We start from the raw sequence: 18,182 nt of genomic DNA, 5'->3' as shown, positions 1-18,182 counted from the left end.
GCGCGGCATGGCGAGCTTCTTCATCGACCGCCCGGTCTTCGCCTGGGTCGTCGCCCTGTTCATCTGCCTGGGCGGCGCCCTCACGATCCCGCTCCTGCCGGTGGCGCAGTACCCGATCATCGCGCCGCCCTCGATCGCCCTCTCGACCGCCTATCCGGGCGCCTCGGTGGAGGACCTCTACACCGGCACGACCCGCCTGATCGAGGACGAGCTCAACGGCGCGGCCAACATCCAGAGCTTCGAATCGGCCTCCGATTCCTTCGGCGTGGTCGAGATCACGGCCAATTTCGAGCCGGGCACCGACCCGGGCTACGCCGCCGTCGAGGTCCAGAACCGCCTCAAGCGCGTCGAGGCGCGCCTGCCGGCCGAGGTGCGCCAGCAGGGCATCCTGGTCGAGGAGGCCTCCGCGGCGACCCTCAACATCATCACGCTCGTCTCGACGGACGGCTCGATGGACGAGGTGGCGCTCGGCGACTTCCTCATCCGCAACGTCATCAACGAGATCCGGCGCATCCCGGGCGTCGGCCGCGCCACCCTCTACTCGACCGAGCGCTCGCTGCGCATCTGGGTCGATCCCGACAAGCTGCGCGGGCTCTCGCTCAGCGCCTCGGACGTGACGCGGGCGATCCAGAACCAGAACGCCCAGATCGCCTCGGGCGCGGTCGGGGCCCAGCCGAGCCCGGCCGGCCACGCGGTCAACACCCCGATCATCGTCAAGGGCCAGATGCGGGCGCCCGAGGAGTTCGGCGCGATCGTGCTGCGGGCCAATCCGGACGGCTCGACCGTGCGGCTGCGCGACGTCGCCCGGATCGAACTCGGCGGCGAGGATTACAAGTTCACCACCCGCCTCAACGGCGGCGAGGCGGCCGGCATCTCGGTGACCCTCGCCCCGGACGGCAACGCCCTCGAGACCGCCAAGGCCATCCGCGCCAAGATGGAGGAACTCTCGCAGTTCTTCCCCTCGAACGTGAAATGGGACATCCCCTACGACATCACCCCGGCGGTCAAGGCCTCGATCAAGAAAGTGATGATGACGCTGGTCGAGGCGGTGGTTCTGGTGTTCGTGGTGATGTTCCTGTTCCTGCAGAACATCCGCTACACGCTGATCCCGACGATCGTGGTGCCGATCGCCCTGCTCGGCACCTGCACGGTGATGCTGCTGGCCGGCTTCTCGGTCAACGTGCTCACCATGTTCGGCATGGTGCTGGCCATCGGCATCCTGGTCGACGACGCGATCGTGGTGGTGGAGAACGTCGAGCGGATCATGAACGAGGAGGGCCTCTCCCCGAAGGAGGCCACCCGCAAGGCGATGAGCCAGATCACCGGCGCCATCGTGGGCATCACGCTGGTGCTGGTGGCGGTGTTCATCCCGATGGCGTTCTTCCCCGGCTCGGTCGGCATCATCTACCGCCAGTTCTCGATCGCCATGGTGACCTCGATCGCCTTCTCGGCGGTGCTGGCCCTGTCGCTGACGCCCGCCCTCTGCGCGACGATGCTCAAGCCGATCGAGAAGGGGCACGGCCACGCCAAGGGCGGCGTCTTCGGCTGGTTCAACCGCGTGGTCGAGCGCGAGACCGAGCGCTACGGGCGCGGCGTGCGCTGGACCATCGCCAAGGCCGGCCGGATGATGGCGATCTACCTGATCCTGGTCGCCGGCGTGGCCTTCGCCTTCGTGCGCCTGCCCGAGGGCTTCCTGCCGGTCGAGGACCAGGGCTTCTTCACGGTGGACATCCAGACGCCGCCGGGCGCCTCCTTCAACCGCACGCTCGCGGCGGTGAAGGCGGTCGAGGAGCACCTGATGGCCCAGCCCGGGGTGGCGACGGTGACGGTCGTCAACGGCTTCTCCTTCTCGGGGCAGGGCCAGATGACCTCGCAGGCCTTCGTCACCCTCAAGGATTGGTCGCAGCGCGGGCCGGACCAGTCCGCCGCCGCCCTGGTGGCGGGGACCAACAAGGCCCTGGCGAGCTACAAGGACGCGGTGATCCAGGCGCTGGAGCCGCCGCCGATCGACAATCTCGGCAACGCCTCGGGCTTCAGCTTCCGCCTGCAGGACCGCGCCCAGAAGGGCTACTCCGCCCTGATGGCGGCGCAGGAGCAGCTGCTCTCGCTCGCCCGCAAGAGTCCGGTCCTGAAGAACGTCTACGTGGAGGGGCTGCCGCCCGCGCCGCAGGCCGAACTCGTCATCGACCGCGAGAAGGCGGCCGCGCTCGGCGTCTCCTTCGACGAGATCAACCAGACCATCCAGGTCAACCTCGGCTCGGTCTACACCAACGACTTCCCGAACCGGGGCAAGATGCAGCGGGTGATCGTGCAGGCGGAGGCCGCCCAGCGGCTGAACCCGAGCGATCTGCTGAATTACGGCGTGAAGAACCAGCAGGGCACGATGGTGCCGATGGCCTCCTTCGCGGACCTGACGTGGAGCGTGGGCCCGGCCCAGATCATCGGCTTCAACGGCTACCAGTCGGTGCGCATCACCGGCGAGCCGGCCGCGGGCTACACGTCGGGCGAGGCGATCGCCGAGATGGAGCGGCTGATGACCCAGCTGCCCAAGGGCTTCGGCTACACCTGGACCGGCCAGTCGCTGCAGGAGAAGCAGGCGGGCTCGCAGGCGACCCTGCTGCTGGCCCTCTCGGTGCTGATCGTGTTCCTGTGCCTCGCGGCCCTCTACGAGAGCTGGTCGATCCCGCTCTCGGTGATGCTGGTCATCCCCCTCGGCGTCGTCGGCTCGGTGGTGGGCGTGATGCTGCGCGACATGCCCAACGACGTCTACTTCAAGATCGGGCTGATCACGATCATCGGCCTCTCGGCCAAGAACGCGATCCTGATCATCGAGTTCGCCCGCGAATTGTGGCGCCCCGGCACGCGGCTGGTCGAGGCGACGGTCGAGGCCGCGCGGCTGCGCTTCCGGCCGATCGTGATGACCTCGCTCGCCTTCATCTTCGGCGTCGTGCCCCTCGCCATCGCGGTGGGCGCGGCCTCGAAGAGCCAGCAGGCGATCGGCACGGGCGTGATGGGGGGCATGATCTCGGCCACGGTGCTGGCCGTCATCCTGGTGCCGGTCTTCTTCGTGGTGGTGATGCGCCTGTTCCAGCGCCGCCGGGTGCGGGAGGAGGAGGGCCGTCCCGGCCGGACCCGGCCCGCCCCGGCGCGGGAGGCGGCGAGCCACTGACGAAAGGGGCGCGGGAGCGCAACGCAGCGGAACCATCCCGCGCCCCAGCTGTTCCTAGGGCCTGGACCGACAATAACGGTCACCTCAACAGGAGATCCCGATGAGCAGCTTCACCGACAAGGTCAAGGGCGCCGCCAATGAAGCGGCCGGCAACATCAAGCAAGGTGTCGGCAATCTCACCGGCGACGAGAAGCTGAAGGCCGAGGGCAAGGCCCAGGAACTCAAGGGTGAGGCTCAGCGGACGGTGGGCGACGCTAAGGAAGGCATCAAGAACGCCGCCGACACGGTGAAGAGCAAGCTCTGATTCGAGCATTCGGGGCCTCGCCGTCGATGACGGCGGGGCCGACCGTTCAGCGCGCCGCCGGCCCGTCCGCATGTGCGCTCGCGCACCTGTGACTGGCGCAAGACGCTCGCGCATTTCACACTCATGGTCTAGCTTCAGGTGTCCCCCCGCGTCACCGTGCAGGCCAATGACTGATTCTTCCTCCGCCCGCCGGGCCAAGCCGGGGCCGGCGACGCCTCCGACCCTTCCCGTCGAGGTGCAGGAGCATCTCGGCCGCCAGCTGCGCGACGCTTACGCGGCGCTCGGCGACATCGAGGCGCCGGCCGCCTTCTCGGACCTCCTCGGGCGCCTCGACAAGGCCCTCGCGGCGCTCGGCGCGCCGCGCAAGGACCGCTTCCGCGACGAGCTCCTGGCCGCCGCCCCCTCCCTGCGGCGCTTCGCCCTCACCCTGACGGCGAACCCGGCCCGGGCCGACGACCTCGTGCAGGACACCCTGCTCAAGGGCTGGCAGAACCGCGACCGATTCGAGGACGGCACCAATCTCAGCGCGTGGCTGTTCACGATCATGCGCAACGCCTTCTACTCGGAGCACCGCAAGCGCTCCCGCGAGGTGGAGGACGGCGAGGGCGTCTATTCCGCGCGCCTGACCACCGCCCCCAACCAGGGGGACCGGCTCGACGTGCAGGATCTGCAGGAGGCGCTCAACAAGCTGGTCGCCGAGCAGCGGGAGGCCCTGCTCCTCGTGGCGGTCGGGGACCTCTCCTACGAGGACGCCGCCGCGCTGATGCAGTGCAAGGTCGGCACGGTGAAGAGCCGCGTCTGCCGCGCCCGCGACCGGCTGGCCGAGCTCCTCGGCTATTCGGGCGGGGAACTCGGCGCCGACCGGCTGACCCGCTCGGTCCTCAGCAACGCGAGCCTGATGGCGATCGAGGGCTGAGCCGCGCCCAGCGCGCGGCGGCGCGGGCGTAGAGATCCAGGTCGGACGCGTTCAGGCGCTCGATGTAGACGCGCAGGGCCGGGCTCAGGCCCTGCTCTCCCGGGCCCGCCAGCGGGTCTGGGCCCGCCCGCGGGCCCGGGTCCGCCTGCGGACCTGGCTCCGCTTGCGGGCCGGCGGCCGTTTCCGGAAAGGCGAGGCCGAAGCGCCGGTTGAGCTGCGCCACGAAGGGCGCGCAGGCCTCCGCGATCCCGACCAGGGCGATCTCCTCGACCTCGGCGCAGCCGAAGGCGCGGGTCTGGACGTTCTGGTTGGCCTTGTCCTCGATGAAGGCTTCCAGGCTCGGAGGGGCGGCGTCCTCGGAGGCGTCCTTGGCGGCGTCCTTGGCAGCATCCTTGGCGATCCGGGCCCGGTAGGCCGCCAGCACCTGCGCCACCGGCGCCCGGACCAGCGCGAAGGCCCGCCCCGGATCGAAGCAGGCGAGGTAGGCCGCGCTCAGGTGACTGGCGTAGAAGGCGATGTCGTGCCCCGCCACGTAGTCCGAGATCAGCCGCAACTTGTCGGCGGTCGACAGGTCGGGCCGGCCATAGACCGTCGCCTCGGCGAAGGGATGCGTCTCCGGACTGCCCGGGCCGTAGAGCGTGAACAGGCGCTCCGGCGGGAAGGCGGCGCGGGCCGCCCGCAGGAGGCCGTCGCCCGTGCCCGGGACGTGCAGGAAGAAGAGCGGCGCCATCGTCGGGACATTCCCTCGCGGACGGAGCGACGGCCGTGGCCGGCCTTGGTGGTCTTGTTGTGGCGGCACCACACCCGGCGCGGGTGGCGGTGTCGCCGGGACCGGGCAGGTTGTCCACACCCGTCCACAGGCCAGGCCCCGCGCGGAGCGGGCGGACTCGCGCCTTGACCCGCTGCCGCGCTAGAACAAATTAAGAACATCGGCGTTCGGAATCGGTGACGGGCATGGCATGCATGAGACCGGACGAGAGCAGCGGCTCGCGGCCCTGCGCGAGCGGATCGGCGGCCTGGAGCGGGACGCGGGGGCGGGCGCCCGGCCGCCCCTGCCCTTCGGCATCCCGGCGATCGACCGGCACCTGCCGGGCGGCGGCCTGCGCCGGGCGGCCCTGCACGAGGTGGTGGAGACCGGGCCGAGCGCCGGCCACGCGGCCCTCGCCGCCCTCTTCGTGGGCGGCCTCCTCGCCCGGCTCGACGGCCCCGTCCTGTGGTGCCTCGCCGGCCGCGACCTCTTCGCCCCCGGCCTCGCGGCGGTGGGGCTGCATCCCGACCGGGTGCTCTACGCCGAGACCCGCCGCGACGCGGAGGTGCTGCCCACCATGGAGGAGGGGCTGCGGCACGGCCGGCTCGCGGCGGTGGTGGGCGAGGCGGCCCGGGTCGGGCTCACCGCCTCGCGGCGGCTCCAGCTCGCCGCGGAGGGGGGCGGCACCCTCGCCCTGGTGATCCGCCGCTGGCGCGAGGGCGTCGCCGGCGAGCCGAGCGCCGCCGCCACCCGCTGGGGCGTGGCGGCGGCGCCCTCCCCGGCCTCCGCCCCCGGCCTGACGCGGGCGCGCTGGTCCCTCGCCCTGCTGCGCGCCCGCGGTGCCGAACCCCGGACATGGCTCGTCGAGGCTCCCGATGCGAAGGGTCGTCTGCATCTGCCTGCCGACTTGGCCGACCGACCGCGTGCGGAGGAAGGGCCGCGCCATCGTGCCGCCCGATAGGCCCCTGGTGACGGTCGCCACGCAGGGGCCGCGCCGGGTCCTGGCCGCGGTCGACGCGGCCGCCCGCCGGCTCGGCCTGCGGCCCGGCATGCCGCTCGCGCAGGCGCAGGGCATGGTCGCGGACCTCGCGCTGGTGGAGGCGGAGCCGGAGGAGGACGCGGCGGGCCTGCGGCGCCTGGCGGGCTGGTGCCTCGCCTACGCGCCCCTCGTCGCCCCGGATCCGCCGGACGGGATCTTCCTCGAGAGCGCGGGGGCCGCGCATCTCCACGGCGGCGAGGCGGCGATGCTCGCCGACCTCGCGCGCCGAATCCGGGCGGGGGGATTCGCCGTGCAGCTCGGCCTCGCCGACACGCCGGGCGCCGCCTGGGCGGTGGCGCGCCACGCACCGCGGACGCCGATCGTGCCGCCGGCCGGGCAGGGCGAGGCGCTGGCGCCCCTGCCGGTGCGGGCGCTGCGCCTGCCCGCCGAGGCCGCGGCCGGGCTGGAGCAGCTCGGACTGGCCCGGATCGGGCAGCTCCGCGCGACGCCGCGGGCGCCCCTGCGCCTGCGCTTCGGGGAGGAGGTGACGGCGCGCCTCGACCAGGCGCTGGGCGCGGCGGCCGAGCCCCTCGCCTACCTGACCCTGCCGGAGGCCCCCCGGGCCCGGCTCGCCTTCGCGGAGCCGATCGGGGCGCCCGAGACGCTCGCGCGGGTGGTCGAGCGGCTGACCGGCCTCCTCGCCCGCGACCTGGAGCGCCGCGGCCTCGGGGCGCGCCGGCTCGACCTCGTCTTCCGGCGCGTCGACGGCCTGCCCCAGGCCCTGCGCCTGGGCACCGCGCGGCCGAGCCGCGATCCCGCCCACCTGGCGCGCCTCTTCGGCGAGCGCCTCGGCGGGATCGATCCGGGTTTCGGCATCGAGGAGGCGTCGCTCTGCGCCTCCCGCGCCGAGCCCCTCTCGGCCCGCCAGATCGCGGCCTTCGCCGCGCCCGGCGAGGTGGATCCGGACGCGATGGGCGAGCTCGTCGACCGGCTCGCGGTGCGGCTCGGGCCGGGCCGGCTGTTCCGCGCCGCGCCGGTGGAGAGCGAGTGGCCCGAGCGGAGCGTGGGCCGGGTGCCACCCCTCGCCCCGGCGCGGGGCCTGACCTGGCCGGCGGACCTGCCGCGCCCGGGCCGGCTCGTCGATCCGCCGGAGCGGGTCGAGGCCATCGCGGCGCTGCCGGACGCGGCGCCCGCCCTGTTCACCTGGCGGGGCCGCCGCTGCCGGGTGGCGAGGGCGGACGGGCCCGAGCGGGTCTTCGGCGAGTGGTGGCGCAGCGACGCGGAGGTCTCGGCCATGCGCGACTATTACCGGGTCGAGGATCAGGCCGGCGCCCGCTACTGGCTGTTCCGCGACGCGCCGGCGGCGGAGGGCGGGCGCTGGTGGCTGCACGGCGTGGGGGAGGCGTGATGGCTCCCGCGGGCCCGGGCGCGTCCGGATCGGGGAGAGGCGGGTTCGCCCGGCGCGGACCGCCGTGACCGTCGAGCTTCAGGTCACCACGCACTACTCCTTCCTGCGGGGCGCCTCCTCGCCGGAGGAGCTGTTCGCGACCGCCGCACTCCTCGGCCTCACCGCCCTCGGCGTCACGGACCGCCACTCGGTGGCCGGGCTCGTGAAGGCGCACGAGGCCGCGCGGGCGACGGGCTGCCGCCTCGTGGCGGGCTGCCGCCTCGACCTCTCGGGCCCGGATGCCGGCACCGCCCTCCTGGTCTACCCGACCGACCGCGCCGCCTACGGCCGGCTCTGCCGCCTGCTCACGCTCGGCAAGGGCCGGGCCGGCAAGGGCGGCTGCACCCTCGACCTCTCCGACCTCGCCGCGTGGCGCGAGGGCCTGATCGCGGTCCTGCTCGCGGACCGGCCCGACGAGGCCCTGCCCCGGCGCCTCGGGCGCCTGCGGGAGGTCTTCGGCCGGCGCGCGCATTGCGCCCTCACCCGCCGCTTCGGGGTGAACGACCAGCTCCGGCTCGACCGCGTCGCCGACCTCGCCCGCGCCGCGCGGATCCCCACCGTCGCGACCGGGGACGTGCTCTGCCACGTCCCCGAGCGGCGCCTGCTGCAGGACGTCGTCACCTGCATCCGCCTCGGCACCACGATCGACGCGGCGGGCTTCGCGCGGGAGCGCCATGCCGGGCGCCACCTGCAGGCGCCGGCCGAGACCGCGCGCCTCTTCGCCCGCCATCCGGAGGCCGTGGAGCGGGCGCGGGCCATCGCCGAGGCGTGCCGCTTCTCCCTCGACGACCTCACCTACACCTATCCGGACGAGGTCGGGGAGGACGGCCGCTCGGCCCTGGAGCGGCTGGAGACCATGACCCTGGAGGGCGCGGCCCGGCGCTATCCGGACGGCGTGCCGGAGGAGGTGCACCGGCAGATCCGGCACGAATTCGAGCTCATCGCCCGCAAGGGCTACGCCCCCTACTTCCTCACCGTCGAGGCGATCGTGCGCTTCGCCCAGCGCCAGGGCATCCTCTGCCAGGGGCGCGGCTCGGCGGCGAACTCGGTCGTCTGCTACTGCCTCGGCATCACCGCGATCGATCCGGTGCGCCAGAAGCTGCTGTTCGAGCGCTTCGTCTCCGACAACCGGGACGAGCCGCCCGACATCGACGTCGATTTCGAGCACGAGCGGCGCGAGGAGGTGATCCAGTGGGTCTACGCGACCTACGGGCGCCACCGCGCGGCGCTCACCGCCACGGTGATCCGCTACGGCGCCCGCGGGGCCGTGCGCGAGGTCGGCAAGGTGCTGGGCGTGCCCGAGGACGTGACCGGGGCGCTGGCCCGCCTGGTCTGGGGCTGGTCGCGGGAGGGGGTCGGCGAGCGGGAGGCGCGGGCCCTCAACCTCAACCTCGCGGATCGCCGCCTGCGCCTGACCCTCGACCTCGCCCGGGCGCTGATCGGCACGCCGCGCCATCTCGGCCAGCATCCGGGCGGCTTCGTGCTCACCCTCGACCGCCTCGACGAGCTCTGCCCGATCACCCCCGCGACGATGGAGAACCGCCAGACCATCGAGTGGGACAAGGACGACATCGAGGCCCTCCGGTTCATGAAGGTCGACGTGCTCGGGCTCGGCATGCTGGGCTGCCTGCGCCGGGCCTTCGAGCTCCTGGGCGAGCACCGGGGCGAGACCGACCCGCCGCGGGAGATCGCCGCGATCCCGCCGGAGGACGAGGCCACCTACGCGATGATCCGGCGCGCCGACACGCTCGGCGTGTTCCAGATCGAGAGCCGGGCCCAGATGGCGATGCTGCCCCGGATGCAGCCCAGGAACCTCTACGACCTCACCATCGAGGTCGCGGTGGTGCGCCCCGGCCCGATCCAGGGCGACATGGTCCATCCCTACCTGCGCCGCCGCCGCGGGATCGAGCGGCCCGAATACCCGAGCGAGGCGCTCAGGAGCGTGCTGGAGCGGACGCTCGGCGTGCCGCTCTTCCAGGAGCAGGCCATGCAGGTCGCGATCGTGGCGGCCGGCTTCACCCCCGCGGAGGCGGACGGGCTGCGCCGCGCCATGGCGACCTTCAAGGCCAACGGCAAGATCGGCCTCTACCGCGAGAAGCTGATCGCCGGGATGATCCGCAACGGCTACGCGGCGGACTTCGCCGAGCGCACCTTCCGGCAGCTCGAGGGCTTCGGCTCCTACGGCTTCCCGGAGAGCCACGCGGCCTCCTTCGCGCTCATCGCCTACGCCTCGTCCTGGCTGAAGTGCCACCATCCGGACGTGTTCTGCTGCGCCCTCCTCAACGCGCAGCCGATGGGCTTCTACGCCCCCGCCCAGATCGTGCGGGACGCCCGCCGGCACGGCGTGCCGGTGCGCCCGATCGACGTGAACGCCTCGCGCTGGGATTGCACCCTGGAGAAGGCCGAGGGACCGCGCCTCGCCGTGCGGCTCGGCCTGCGCCTGGTGCGGGGCCTCGCCAACGCGGAGGGCGCCCGGATCGCCACCGTGCGCGAGGCGGATCTCTTCCGCTCGCCGGAGGATCTCTGGCGCCGCACCGCCGTCCCGCTCAGGGCCCTGGAGAGCCTCGCGGCGGCGGACGCGTTCGGGTCGCTGGGCCTCGGGCGCCGGGAGGCGCTCTGGGCGATCCGGGGCCTCGCCCCGGTGCCGCTCCCCCTCTTCGCGGCGGCGGATGCCCGCGAGGCGGCGATCCGGCCGGAACTCGACGAGCCCGCGGTGGCGCTGGCGCCGATGCCGGAGGGCGCCGGCGTGGTGGCGGATTACCGGGCCGCGAGCCTCAGCCTCGGCCGCCACCCGGTCGCCTTCCTGCGCCCCGACCTCGCCCGGGACGGGATGAGCGCCTGCGCGGCGCTGCGGCGCCTGCGGGACGGGGCGCGGGTGACGGTGGCGGGGCTGGTGCTGGTGCGCCAGAAGCCGGGCTCGGCCAAGGGCGTGATGTTCATCACCCTCGAGGACGAGACCGACGTGGCCAACCTCGTGGTCTGGCCCTCGCTCTTCGCCCGCCAGCGCGGCCTGATCCTCTCGGCCGGCATGATGGCGGCCCGCGGCCGGGTGCAGCGGGAGGGCGAGGTGATCCACCTCGTCGCCGAGCACCTGATCGACCTCTCGGACCTGCTGGCGCAGGTGGGCGGGCGCGGCGCCCCGCTGCCGCCGCCGGGCGGGCGCGGGGACGAGGCGCGCCACGGCGGCGGCGACGCGCGGGGCCTCGCCCGCCCGGCCGGCGCCCTGCGGATCAGGACGCGGGACTTCCGGTGACGGGCTGCCCGCCCGCGCCGGATTGCGGGCCCGTGACGGGCTGCGGGCCCGTGGCGGGCTTGGAGCCCGTGAAGGGTTTGGAGCCCGTGAAAGGTTTGGAGCCGGCGAAGCGCGCCTGGTCGAAGCCGCGCAGCAGCTCGGGCGTGCGGAAATCCTTCGGCGCCTCGAAGTCGCGGGCCGCGCCCCGCATGGCGCCCGGCGGGCGCGGGAAGCCGCTGCGGTCGCCGAAGTCGCGGAAGGGCCCGCGATGGGTCTCGCGCTGCTCCTCCAGCGCCTTGGCGCATAGGACGTCGGCCGCCGTCACCCCGGCCACCGCCGCGAAGGCCAGCATGACGTGGGACCTGCGCGAATTCTCGCTGTCGAGGCCGGTGGCCAGGGTGGCGAGGTCGAGCGCATCGCCCCCGACCCGGGTCCAGAGCCAGGGCGCCGGGTCGTGCGTGACCAGGATGGCGAGGCCGTTGGTGATCTCGCGCACGCCGTAGGCCTGCACCACGCCCTCGAAGCCCGGCATGCCGAGGGTGCGGGTCACCCGGCGGGGAGCCAGGAGTTCGACGAGCCCGAGCCCGATCGAGAACAGGCCGAGCCCCTTGGCGAGGGTGTCGGCCGTGCGGCGGGAGAGCAGGGTCTGGTCGGGACGGGTGGCGGGCATGGGGGTTCCTCCGAGTGTCCGGGCTAATGTCCGGAATGGTCGCGCCGGTCGGGCCGCGGCCGCCCGCCCTGCGGGCGGCCGCGGCCCCTCAGTCCAAAGCTCTCCGGCACGCCCGGTTCAGGCGGGTGCGGCGCGCCTCGACATCCTCCGCGCCCCGCCCCGCGGCGGAGGCGTGATCCGACATCCGACGGATTGCTTCGCCATGCGGATGTCGGCTTCGCTCAGGCGCCGCGCGGGCTTGGCATCCGCTGTCCGGACGTGATCGTCCGGACAGCGGATCACGGCTTCAGCACGACCTTGATGCAATTGTCCTTCTTGTCCCGGAAAGTCCGGTACATCTCGGGCCCCTGGTCGAGGCCGACCGTGTGGGTGATGACGAAGGAGGGATCGATCTGGCCCTCCTCGATCCGCCGCAGCAGGTCGTCGGTCCAGCGGTTGACGTGGGTCTGGCCGGTGCGGACGGTCAGACCCTTGTTCATCAGGGCGCCGAACGGGATCTTGTCGAGGAGCCCGCCATAGACGCCCGGGATCGACAAAATGCCGGCCGGGCGGCAGACGTAGATCATCTCGCGCAGCACGTGCGGCCGGTCGGTCTCCAGCATCACCGCCTGCTTGGCGCGGTCGTACATCGAGTCGAGCGTCGCGGTCGCGTGGGCCTCCAGCCCGACCGAGTCGATGCACTTCTCCGGGCCCTTGCCGTTGGTGAGGTCGTTCAGGCGCTCGATCACGCTCTCCTCGCGGAAGTCGATGGTGATCGCGCCGCCGGCCCGCGCCATGCTGAGGCGCTCGGGCACGCAGTCGATGGCGACGACCTGCCGGGCGCCGAGCAGGATCGCCGAGCGGATCGCCATCTGGCCGACCGGGCCGCAGCCCCAGATCGCCACCGTGTCGGTCGGCTCGATGTCGCATTGCACGGCCGCCTGCCAGCCGGTCGGGAAGATGTCGCTGAGGAACAGCAGCTGCTCGTCGGTCAGCGTCGAGGGCACCTTGATGTGCGTCTTGTCGGCGAAGGGCACCCGCAGGTACTCGGCCTGCCCGCCCGGATAGCCGCCGGTGAGGTGCGTGTAGCCGAACAGCCCCGCCGTGGTGTGGCCGAAGACCTTCTCGGCGAGGGCCTTGTTGCGGTTCGAGCGCTCGCAGACCGAGAAGTTGCCGCGCCGGCACTGGTCGCACTCGCCGCAGAAGATCGTGAACGGGATCACGACGCGGTCGCCCACCTTGAGCGCCGATCGCGCGCCGCGGCCGACCTCGACCACTTCCCCCATCGATTCGTGGCCCAGGATGTCGCCCCGCTCCATGCCGGGCATGAAGTGGTCGTAGAGGTGCAGGTCGGACCCGCAGATCGCGCAGGTCGTCACCCGGATGATGGCGTCGCGGTCGTCCTCGATCCGCGGATCCGGGACCGTTTCGCAGCGGATATCCTGGGTTCCGTGCCAGACCAGAGCCTTCATGCGGCGAATCTCCTACGTCGCGCCGCGGCGACACGGCGTCCTTCGGCGTCGCGGGACAACGCGTCCGACGCCGCAGGAGCCATGCGGTGAATACCTGGGGGGAGCTCAGAGGCCTGCGTTGGGATCAGGCCTGCTCGACCGGGCCCCGGCGCAGGCTCTCGGGCCACCCCGCCGCGGGCCCATCCACGGCACCGGCCCATCCACGGCGCCGCCGGGCCGGGCCGCGCACCAGCGGCCGCGACCGCCGCGCTTGGCGGCGTAGAGCGCCTCGTCGACCCGCTCCAGCAGCGCGGCCGCGTCGAGGGCCTCGCGCCAATCCTCGCTCGACGCGAGGCCGGCGCTCGCCCCGATCCGCTGCGGCTCGGCGACCGGGTAGGGATCACTCAGGGCGGCGATCACCCGCTCGGCCCGGTCGGCCGCGGCCGGCACCCCGCCATCGGCCCGCGTCAGGATCATGAACTCGTCCCCGCCGAGGCGCCCGGCGACGTCGTCCGGGGCGAGGCAGCGGCGCAGGCGCATCCCGACCTCGACCAGCACGGCGTCCCCCACCGGATGGCCGAGGCGGTCGTTGACGCGCTTGAAACCGTCGAGGTCGATGGCGATCAGGGCGAAGGGCCGGCTCCCGGCCTGCTCCAGCGCGGCGCCGAGCCGGGCCAGGAAGCCGGCCCGGTTGAGCAGCCCGGTGAGCGCGTCGTGCTCGGCCTGGTGCGCCAGGGCGCGCTTCGCCTCCAGGCGCTCGATGAAGGCGCCGCTGAGGTGGCGCGCGGATTCGCGCACCGTCAGCCAGAACGGCACCAGAATGGCGGCGCCGACCTGATAGGCGGGCTCCGGCCGCATCAGGCCGCCGACCAGGATCGGTGCGAAGAGCACGGCCGTCGCCAGCATCACGATCCAGGGGCACACGGCCGCCCGGGACATGAGGCCGACGCAGTAGCCGACCGCGAGGCCCAAGCTGAGCCACGCGCCGGGCGCGTCGTCCCGGTCGAGCGCCCGCCACGCGAGCGCCCCCAGGGCCGCCGCGAACAGGGCGGCCCCGGCGCCGTAGATCCGCTCCCAGCGCCGGACCTCGGCGGCGGTCAGGGACCGCCCGCGCGGATAGTGCAGCAGGCTCCCGATGCGGGCGAGCCCGATCACCCCGAGCGCCGCGGCGATCGCGGCGTCGACGAGGTCGCGCCCGACCGCCGCGATCGTCGCGCCGCCGAGGGTGGCGATCCCGGTCGAGGCGACGAACTGCGGCAGCGAGGCGTAGAGGAGATCGACCAGTTCGCGCCGGTCGGTCTCGTCGAGAGATCGGGGCGAACCTTTCTGACCCTGCGTCATACCTTCCCGATAGCAGGGAAATGCGGCTCGATGATAGAGCTTTCCGCCCAGCCGAGGCGCGCTTTCGAACCCGGATCAGGCCGCGATCTTGGGCTGAGCACCCGAGAGCAGGCCCACGAGCCGCGCCTTGACGCTCTCCGCCTGGTCGTTCGGGATCTGGCAGGTGCCCGCCGCCCGGTGCCCGCCCCCGCCGAAGGAGAGGCAGATCGCGCCGATATCCGCCGGCGAGCCGCGGTCGAGGATCGACTTGCCGATCGCGAAGACGGTGTTCTGCTTGCGCAGGCCCCACATGACGTGGGCCGAGACGTCGCAATCCGGGAACAGCGCGTAGACCATGAAGCGGTTGCCGGCGTAGATCACCTCCTCGTCCCGCAGGTCGATCAGGGCGAGCTTGCCGTGCACCGTCGTGCAGCGGCGCAGCTGCGCGACGAACGGCTCCCGGTGCGCCTCGTAGAGGTCGACGCGCTCGCGCACGTCCGGCAGCGCCAGCACCTCCTCGACCGAGAGGTCGCGGCAGCGCTCGATCAGCTGCATCATCAGGTCGTAGTTGGAGATGCGGAAGTCGCGGAACCGCCCGAGCCCGGTGCGCGAATCCATCAGGAAATTCATCAGGACCCAGCCCTTCGGATCGAGGATCTCCTCGCGGCCGAACTGGGCCGAATCCGCCTTGTCGACCGCCGCCATCAGGTCGGGGCTGATGCGCGGGAAGGCGCTCGCCCCGCCGAAATGGTCGTAGACGACGCGCGCCGCCGAGGGGGCGGCCGGGTCGATGAGGTGGTTCTCGTGCGCGCGCCCGCCCGCCCGGGCCACCTCGCTCGCGTGGTGGTCGAAGGCGAGGTGGCAGCCCGGCACGTAGGGGAGGTTGGTGATGATGTCGCGGGAGGTGATCGGCACGATCCCGTCCTGCATGTCCTTCGGATGAACGAACTTGATCTCGTCGATCAGGTCGCGCTCGCGCAGGAGCATGCCGCAGACCAGGCCATCGAAATCGCTGCGCGTCACGAGGCGGAATTTCGGGGACGCCATGGGTGATCCGTTCATGAACGTTGCGGCGCGAAGCCTAGGAGGAAGAGTCTAAGTTTCCCTTGACGCCCCGGCCGCACCCCGTGCTTCGGCGGGCGAGATCCTCCTCCCGGCGGGCCGCGCCGCGGCACGGCCTTCCCCACCGGGGTGTTCTGCAAAAAGAACGTTTCGGTTGACATGACGGCCGCCGCGCGGTTTCTCTCCGGGCGACGATCACCGACGGACGACGATGCAGCACGCGATCCTCAACCAAGCGGGAGCCCGGCCGTGACGGCGCCCTTCCGCGTTCCGACGCCCCCCGACCTCACGGACCGGCTCGGCAGCCCCGACGCCCTGGTGCGGCTCGACGGCGTGGCCAAGACCTACCCGGCGCGGCGCGGCGCGGCGCCGGTCGCGGCCCTCGACGGGATCGACCTCAGCCTGCGGCGCGGCGCGGTGCTGGGCGTGATCGGGCGCTCGGGCGCCGGCAAGTCGACGCTGATCCGCCTCGTGAACGGGCTGGAGCGGCCGAGCCGCGGCCGCGTCGTCGTGGACGGCGCCGAGATCTCGAGCCTGCCCGAGGCCGCCCTGCGGCGCGAGCGGCGCGGCATCGGCATGATCTTCCAGCACTTCAACCTCCTGTCCTCGCGCACCGCGGCCGAGAACGTCGCCTTCCCGCTGGAGATCGCCGGCGCGGAGCGCGCGGCGATCCGCGCCCGGGTCGACGAACTCCTCGACCTGGTCGGGCTGACGCAGCAGCGCGACCGCTACCCGGCCGAACTCTCGGGGGGGCAGAAGCAGCGCGTCGGCATCGCCCGCGCCCTCGCCACCAACCCCAAGGTGCTGCTCTCGGACGAGGCGACCTCCGCCCTCGACCCCGAGACCACGGGCGCGATCCTCGACCTGCTCGGGCGGATCAACCGGGATCTCGGCCTCACCATCCTGCTCATCACCCACGAGATGTCGGTGATCCGGGCCATCGCGCACGAGGTCGCGGTGCTGGAGAACGGCCGCATCGCCGAGAGCGGCGACGTGTTCGAGGTCTTCACCCGCCCGCGGGCGGCGATCACCCGCAGCTTCCTCGACCGGGAAACCGGCCGCGCCCTGCCGCCGGTCCTGGCGGCGCAGCTGCGCCCGGAGGGCCAGGGCGAGACCAACGTCCTGCGCATCACCTTCCGGGGGCCGCACGCCACCGACCCGGTCCTGGCGCAGCTCGCCCGCGAGGGCGGGGTCGAGGCCTGCATCCTCTCCGGGACGGTGGACGAGATCGCGGGGCGCCCCTTCGGCACCCTGGTGGTCGGCGTCTCCGCCGCGCCCGGCGTCACCGCCCGGGCGCAGGCCTTCCTCGCCGCGCGCCAGCTCGGCGTCGAGGTGCTGGGCAGCCTCCCCGCCTCGGCCTGGCCGATCCCGCCCTCCGCCCCGTCCTCCTCCGGCCGTCCCGATGTCGCCTGAACTCCTGCGCCTCCTCCTCGTCGCCACCGGCGACACCCTGCGGATGGTGGCGGTCGCCGCCGGCCTCGGCACGCTGTTCGGCCTGCCGCTCGGCGTCTTCCTCGCCACCAGCGGGCGGGGCGAGCTCTTCGCGGCGCCGCTGGCGAATCGCGGGCTCGGCCTCGTGGTGAACGCCACCCGCTCAACGCCCTTCATCATCCTGGTCGTGGCGATCATCCCGTTCACGCGGCTCGTCGCCGGCACCTCGATCGGCACCGGTGCCGCGACCGTGCCGCTCACCGTCGCGGCGACGCCCTTCATCGCCCGCCTGGTCGAGGGCGCCATCCGCGAAGTCGATGCGGGCCTCGTCGAGGCCGCCCGCGCCTTCGGGGCGAGCCCGCTCCAGATCGTCCTCAAGGTGCTGATCCCCGAGGCGCTGCCCGGCATCGTCCTCGGCCTGACCCTGGCGGTGGTGTCGCTGATCGGGTTCTCGGCCATGGTCGGGGCGGTCGGCGGCGGCGGGCTCGGCGATCTCGGCATCCGCTACGGCTACCAGCGCTTCATGCCCGAGATGATGGTCGCGGTCGTGGCGGTGCTGATCCTCCTCGTCCAGGCCGTGCAGACGGTGGGCGACCGCCTCGCGCGGCGCCTCAACAAGCGCCTGCGCCAGGCCTGACCTCAATCCCCGGAGATTCCAGACGATGTTGCGCGTCCTCACCCTGGCGGCGGCCCTCGCCGCCGCTGCCGCCGCCCTGCCCGCCGCCGCCGCCGAGCGCGTCCGCGTCGCGGCGACGCCCGGCCCGCACGCCCAGATCCTGGAGGCGGTCAAGCCGGTCGCCGCCAAGCACGGCCTCGACCTGCAGGTGATGGAGTTCTCGGACTACGTGGTCCCGAACGAGGCGCTCTCGGCCGGCGAGATCGAGGCGAATTCCTTCCAGAACCAGCCCTACCTCGACAACCAGAAGGCCGATCGCGGCTACCGGATCGAGAGCGTGGCGCTCACCGTGAACTTCCCGCTCGGGATCTACTCGAAGCGGCACATGTCCTGGGACGCGGTGCCGGACGGCGGCACGGTCGCGATCCAGAACGACCCGACCAATGGCGGGCGCTCGCTGCTGCTGCTCCAGGACAAGGGGGTGATCACCCTGCGGGAGGGCGTCGGCTTCAAGCCGACCGTCGCCGACATCGTGAAGAACCCCAAGAAGCTGCGCTTCATCGAGGTCGACGCGGCCCAGACGCCGCGCTCCCTCGACGACGTCGACGCGGCGGCGGTGAACACCAACTACGCGACGCCCGCCGGCCTCACGCCGAGCGACGCGCTCCTGCGCGAGGCGCCCAAGGGCCCCTACGTGAACGTGATCGCGGTGCGCAGCGCCGACAAGGACAAGCCCTGGGTCAAGGCCCTGGTCGAGTCCTACCGCTCGCCGGAGGTGAAGGCCTTCATCGAGACGACGTTCAAGGGCGCGGTGCTGCCGAGCTGGTAGGCGGTCCGGCCGGGCGGCGGCACCGCCGC

14 protein-coding genes are annotated in these 18,182 nt (G+C 73.0%); 9 read left to right on the top strand and 5 right to left on the bottom strand.

Features of this window, described 5'->3' with window-relative positions:
• The first annotated feature begins 7 nt into the window (after positions 1–7).
• The 3 genes from QA634_RS22590 (at position 8) to QA634_RS22580 (ending at position 4,389) form a co-directional block, all read left to right on the top strand.
• A complete protein-coding gene (locus QA634_RS22590; protein ID WP_012334232.1) occupies positions 8–3,169 on the top strand; it encodes a multidrug efflux RND transporter permease subunit in 3,162 nt (1,053 codons plus the stop codon).
• A gap of 100 nt (positions 3,170–3,269) precedes the next feature.
• On the top strand, positions 3,270–3,473 hold the full coding sequence (locus tag QA634_RS22585) for a CsbD family protein (RefSeq protein ID WP_012334231.1): 204 nt from the start codon (positions 3,270–3,272) through the stop codon (positions 3,471–3,473).
• Positions 3,474–3,639: 166 nt separating this feature from the next.
• On the top strand, positions 3,640–4,389 hold the full coding sequence (locus QA634_RS22580; protein ID WP_012334230.1) for a sigma-70 family RNA polymerase sigma factor: 750 nt from the start codon (positions 3,640–3,642) through the stop codon (positions 4,387–4,389).
• Here the strand turns inward: QA634_RS22580 and QA634_RS22575 are convergent.
• Complete coding sequence (locus QA634_RS22575; protein WP_012334229.1) at positions 4,355–5,119, bottom strand: hypothetical protein; 765 nt, start codon at positions 5,117–5,119, stop codon at positions 4,355–4,357. The two genes, QA634_RS22580 and QA634_RS22575, sit on opposite strands and share 35 nt — an antisense overlap.
• Positions 5,120–5,348: 229 nt before the next feature.
• Between QA634_RS22575 and QA634_RS22570 the strand changes: the two genes are divergently transcribed.
• The 3 genes from QA634_RS22570 to QA634_RS22560 all read left to right on the top strand — a co-directional run bounded on the left by QA634_RS22570 (position 5,349) and on the right by QA634_RS22560 (position 10,816).
• A complete protein-coding gene (locus QA634_RS22570; RefSeq protein WP_012334228.1) occupies positions 5,349–6,098 on the top strand; it encodes an ImuA family protein in 750 nt (249 codons plus the stop codon).
• A complete protein-coding gene (locus QA634_RS22565) occupies positions 6,013–7,524 on the top strand; it encodes a DUF6504 family protein (RefSeq protein ID WP_265576404.1) in 1,512 nt (503 codons plus the stop codon). Before QA634_RS22570 ends, QA634_RS22565 begins: the two co-directional genes overlap by 86 nt.
• Before the next feature lie 64 nt (positions 7,525–7,588).
• Complete coding sequence (locus tag QA634_RS22560) at positions 7,589–10,816, top strand: error-prone DNA polymerase (RefSeq protein WP_012334226.1); 3,228 nt, start codon at positions 7,589–7,591, stop codon at positions 10,814–10,816.
• Here the strand turns inward: QA634_RS22560 and QA634_RS22555 are convergent.
• From QA634_RS22555 to QA634_RS22540, 4 genes are all read right to left on the bottom strand, one after another.
• Entirely contained in the window at positions 10,794–11,465 is a 672-nt protein-coding gene (locus tag QA634_RS22555; RefSeq protein WP_012334225.1) for a DUF4267 domain-containing protein, read from the bottom strand. The genes QA634_RS22560 and QA634_RS22555 overlap by 23 nt on opposite strands.
• 278 nt (positions 11,466–11,743) lie before the next feature.
• Entirely contained in the window at positions 11,744–12,916 is a 1,173-nt protein-coding gene (locus QA634_RS22550; protein ID WP_012334224.1) for a zinc-dependent alcohol dehydrogenase, read from the bottom strand.
• 105 nt (positions 12,917–13,021) lie between these two features.
• Positions 13,022–14,236 (bottom strand): GGDEF domain-containing protein, encoded by a 1,215-nt coding sequence (locus QA634_RS22545; protein WP_012334223.1) that lies wholly within the window; start codon positions 14,234–14,236, stop codon positions 13,022–13,024.
• A gap of 75 nt (positions 14,237–14,311) precedes the next feature.
• The gene (locus QA634_RS22540) at positions 14,312–15,262 is read right to left on the bottom strand and encodes an exopolyphosphatase (RefSeq protein WP_012334222.1); all 951 of its coding nucleotides are present in this window, start codon (positions 15,260–15,262) and stop codon (positions 14,312–14,314) included.
• A gap of 264 nt (positions 15,263–15,526) precedes the next feature.
• Between QA634_RS22540 and QA634_RS22535 the strand changes: the two genes are divergently transcribed.
• Genes QA634_RS22535 through QA634_RS22525 form a run of 3 tightly spaced genes read left to right on the top strand, consistent with a single transcriptional unit; the run spans position 15,527 to position 18,153 of the window.
• Positions 15,527–16,690, top strand: a complete 1,164-nt coding sequence (locus QA634_RS22535) for a methionine ABC transporter ATP-binding protein (protein ID WP_012334221.1) — start codon at positions 15,527–15,529, stop codon at positions 16,688–16,690.
• Positions 16,680–17,345: a methionine ABC transporter permease gene (locus tag QA634_RS22530; RefSeq protein WP_012334220.1), complete on the top strand. Its 666-nt coding sequence runs from the start codon at positions 16,680–16,682 to the stop codon at positions 17,343–17,345. Before QA634_RS22535 ends, QA634_RS22530 begins: the two co-directional genes overlap by 11 nt.
• Before the next feature lie 25 nt (positions 17,346–17,370).
• Positions 17,371–18,153 carry a MetQ/NlpA family ABC transporter substrate-binding protein gene (locus QA634_RS22525; RefSeq protein WP_012334219.1) on the top strand — a complete coding sequence of 261 codons (783 nt, stop codon included), beginning with the start codon at positions 17,371–17,373 and terminating at the stop codon, positions 18,151–18,153.
• The last annotated feature ends 29 nt before the right edge of the window (positions 18,154–18,182 follow it).

The sequence above is a fragment of the Methylobacterium sp. CB376 genome (genome assembly GCF_029714205.1).
In the GTDB taxonomy this organism is placed as follows: domain Bacteria; phylum Pseudomonadota; class Alphaproteobacteria; order Rhizobiales; family Beijerinckiaceae; genus Methylobacterium.
The sequence above is the reverse complement of the archived record's forward strand: the minus strand, read 5'-3'. Positions and strand labels throughout refer to the sequence as shown.

Excerpts from the sequence above, each read along its gene's own strand:
- QA634_RS22590 (WP_012334232.1), top strand. The coding sequence starts at position 8 with ATGGCGAGCTTCTTCATCGACCGCCCGGTCTTCGCCTGGGTCGTCGCC.
- QA634_RS22585 (WP_012334231.1), top strand. The coding sequence starts at position 3,270 with ATGAGCAGCTTCACCGACAAGGTCAAGGGCGCCGCCAATGAAGCGGCC.
- QA634_RS22580 (WP_012334230.1), top strand. The coding sequence starts at position 3,640 with ATGACTGATTCTTCCTCCGCCCGCCGGGCCAAGCCGGGGCCGGCGACG.
- QA634_RS22575 (WP_012334229.1), bottom strand. The coding sequence starts at position 5,119 with ATGGCGCCGCTCTTCTTCCTGCACGTCCCGGGCACGGGCGACGGCCTC.
- QA634_RS22570 (WP_012334228.1), top strand. The coding sequence starts at position 5,349 with ATGCATGAGACCGGACGAGAGCAGCGGCTCGCGGCCCTGCGCGAGCGG.
- QA634_RS22565 (WP_265576404.1), top strand. The coding sequence starts at position 6,013 with ATGCGAAGGGTCGTCTGCATCTGCCTGCCGACTTGGCCGACCGACCGC.
- QA634_RS22555 (WP_012334225.1), bottom strand. The coding sequence starts at position 11,465 with ATGCCCGCCACCCGTCCCGACCAGACCCTGCTCTCCCGCCGCACGGCC.
- QA634_RS22550 (WP_012334224.1), bottom strand. The coding sequence starts at position 12,916 with ATGAAGGCTCTGGTCTGGCACGGAACCCAGGATATCCGCTGCGAAACG.
- QA634_RS22545 (WP_012334223.1), bottom strand. The coding sequence starts at position 14,236 with ATGACGCAGGGTCAGAAAGGTTCGCCCCGATCTCTCGACGAGACCGAC.
- QA634_RS22540 (WP_012334222.1), bottom strand. The coding sequence starts at position 15,262 with ATGGCGTCCCCGAAATTCCGCCTCGTGACGCGCAGCGATTTCGATGGC.
- QA634_RS22530 (WP_012334220.1), top strand. The coding sequence starts at position 16,680 with ATGTCGCCTGAACTCCTGCGCCTCCTCCTCGTCGCCACCGGCGACACC.
- QA634_RS22525 (WP_012334219.1), top strand. The coding sequence starts at position 17,371 with ATGTTGCGCGTCCTCACCCTGGCGGCGGCCCTCGCCGCCGCTGCCGCC.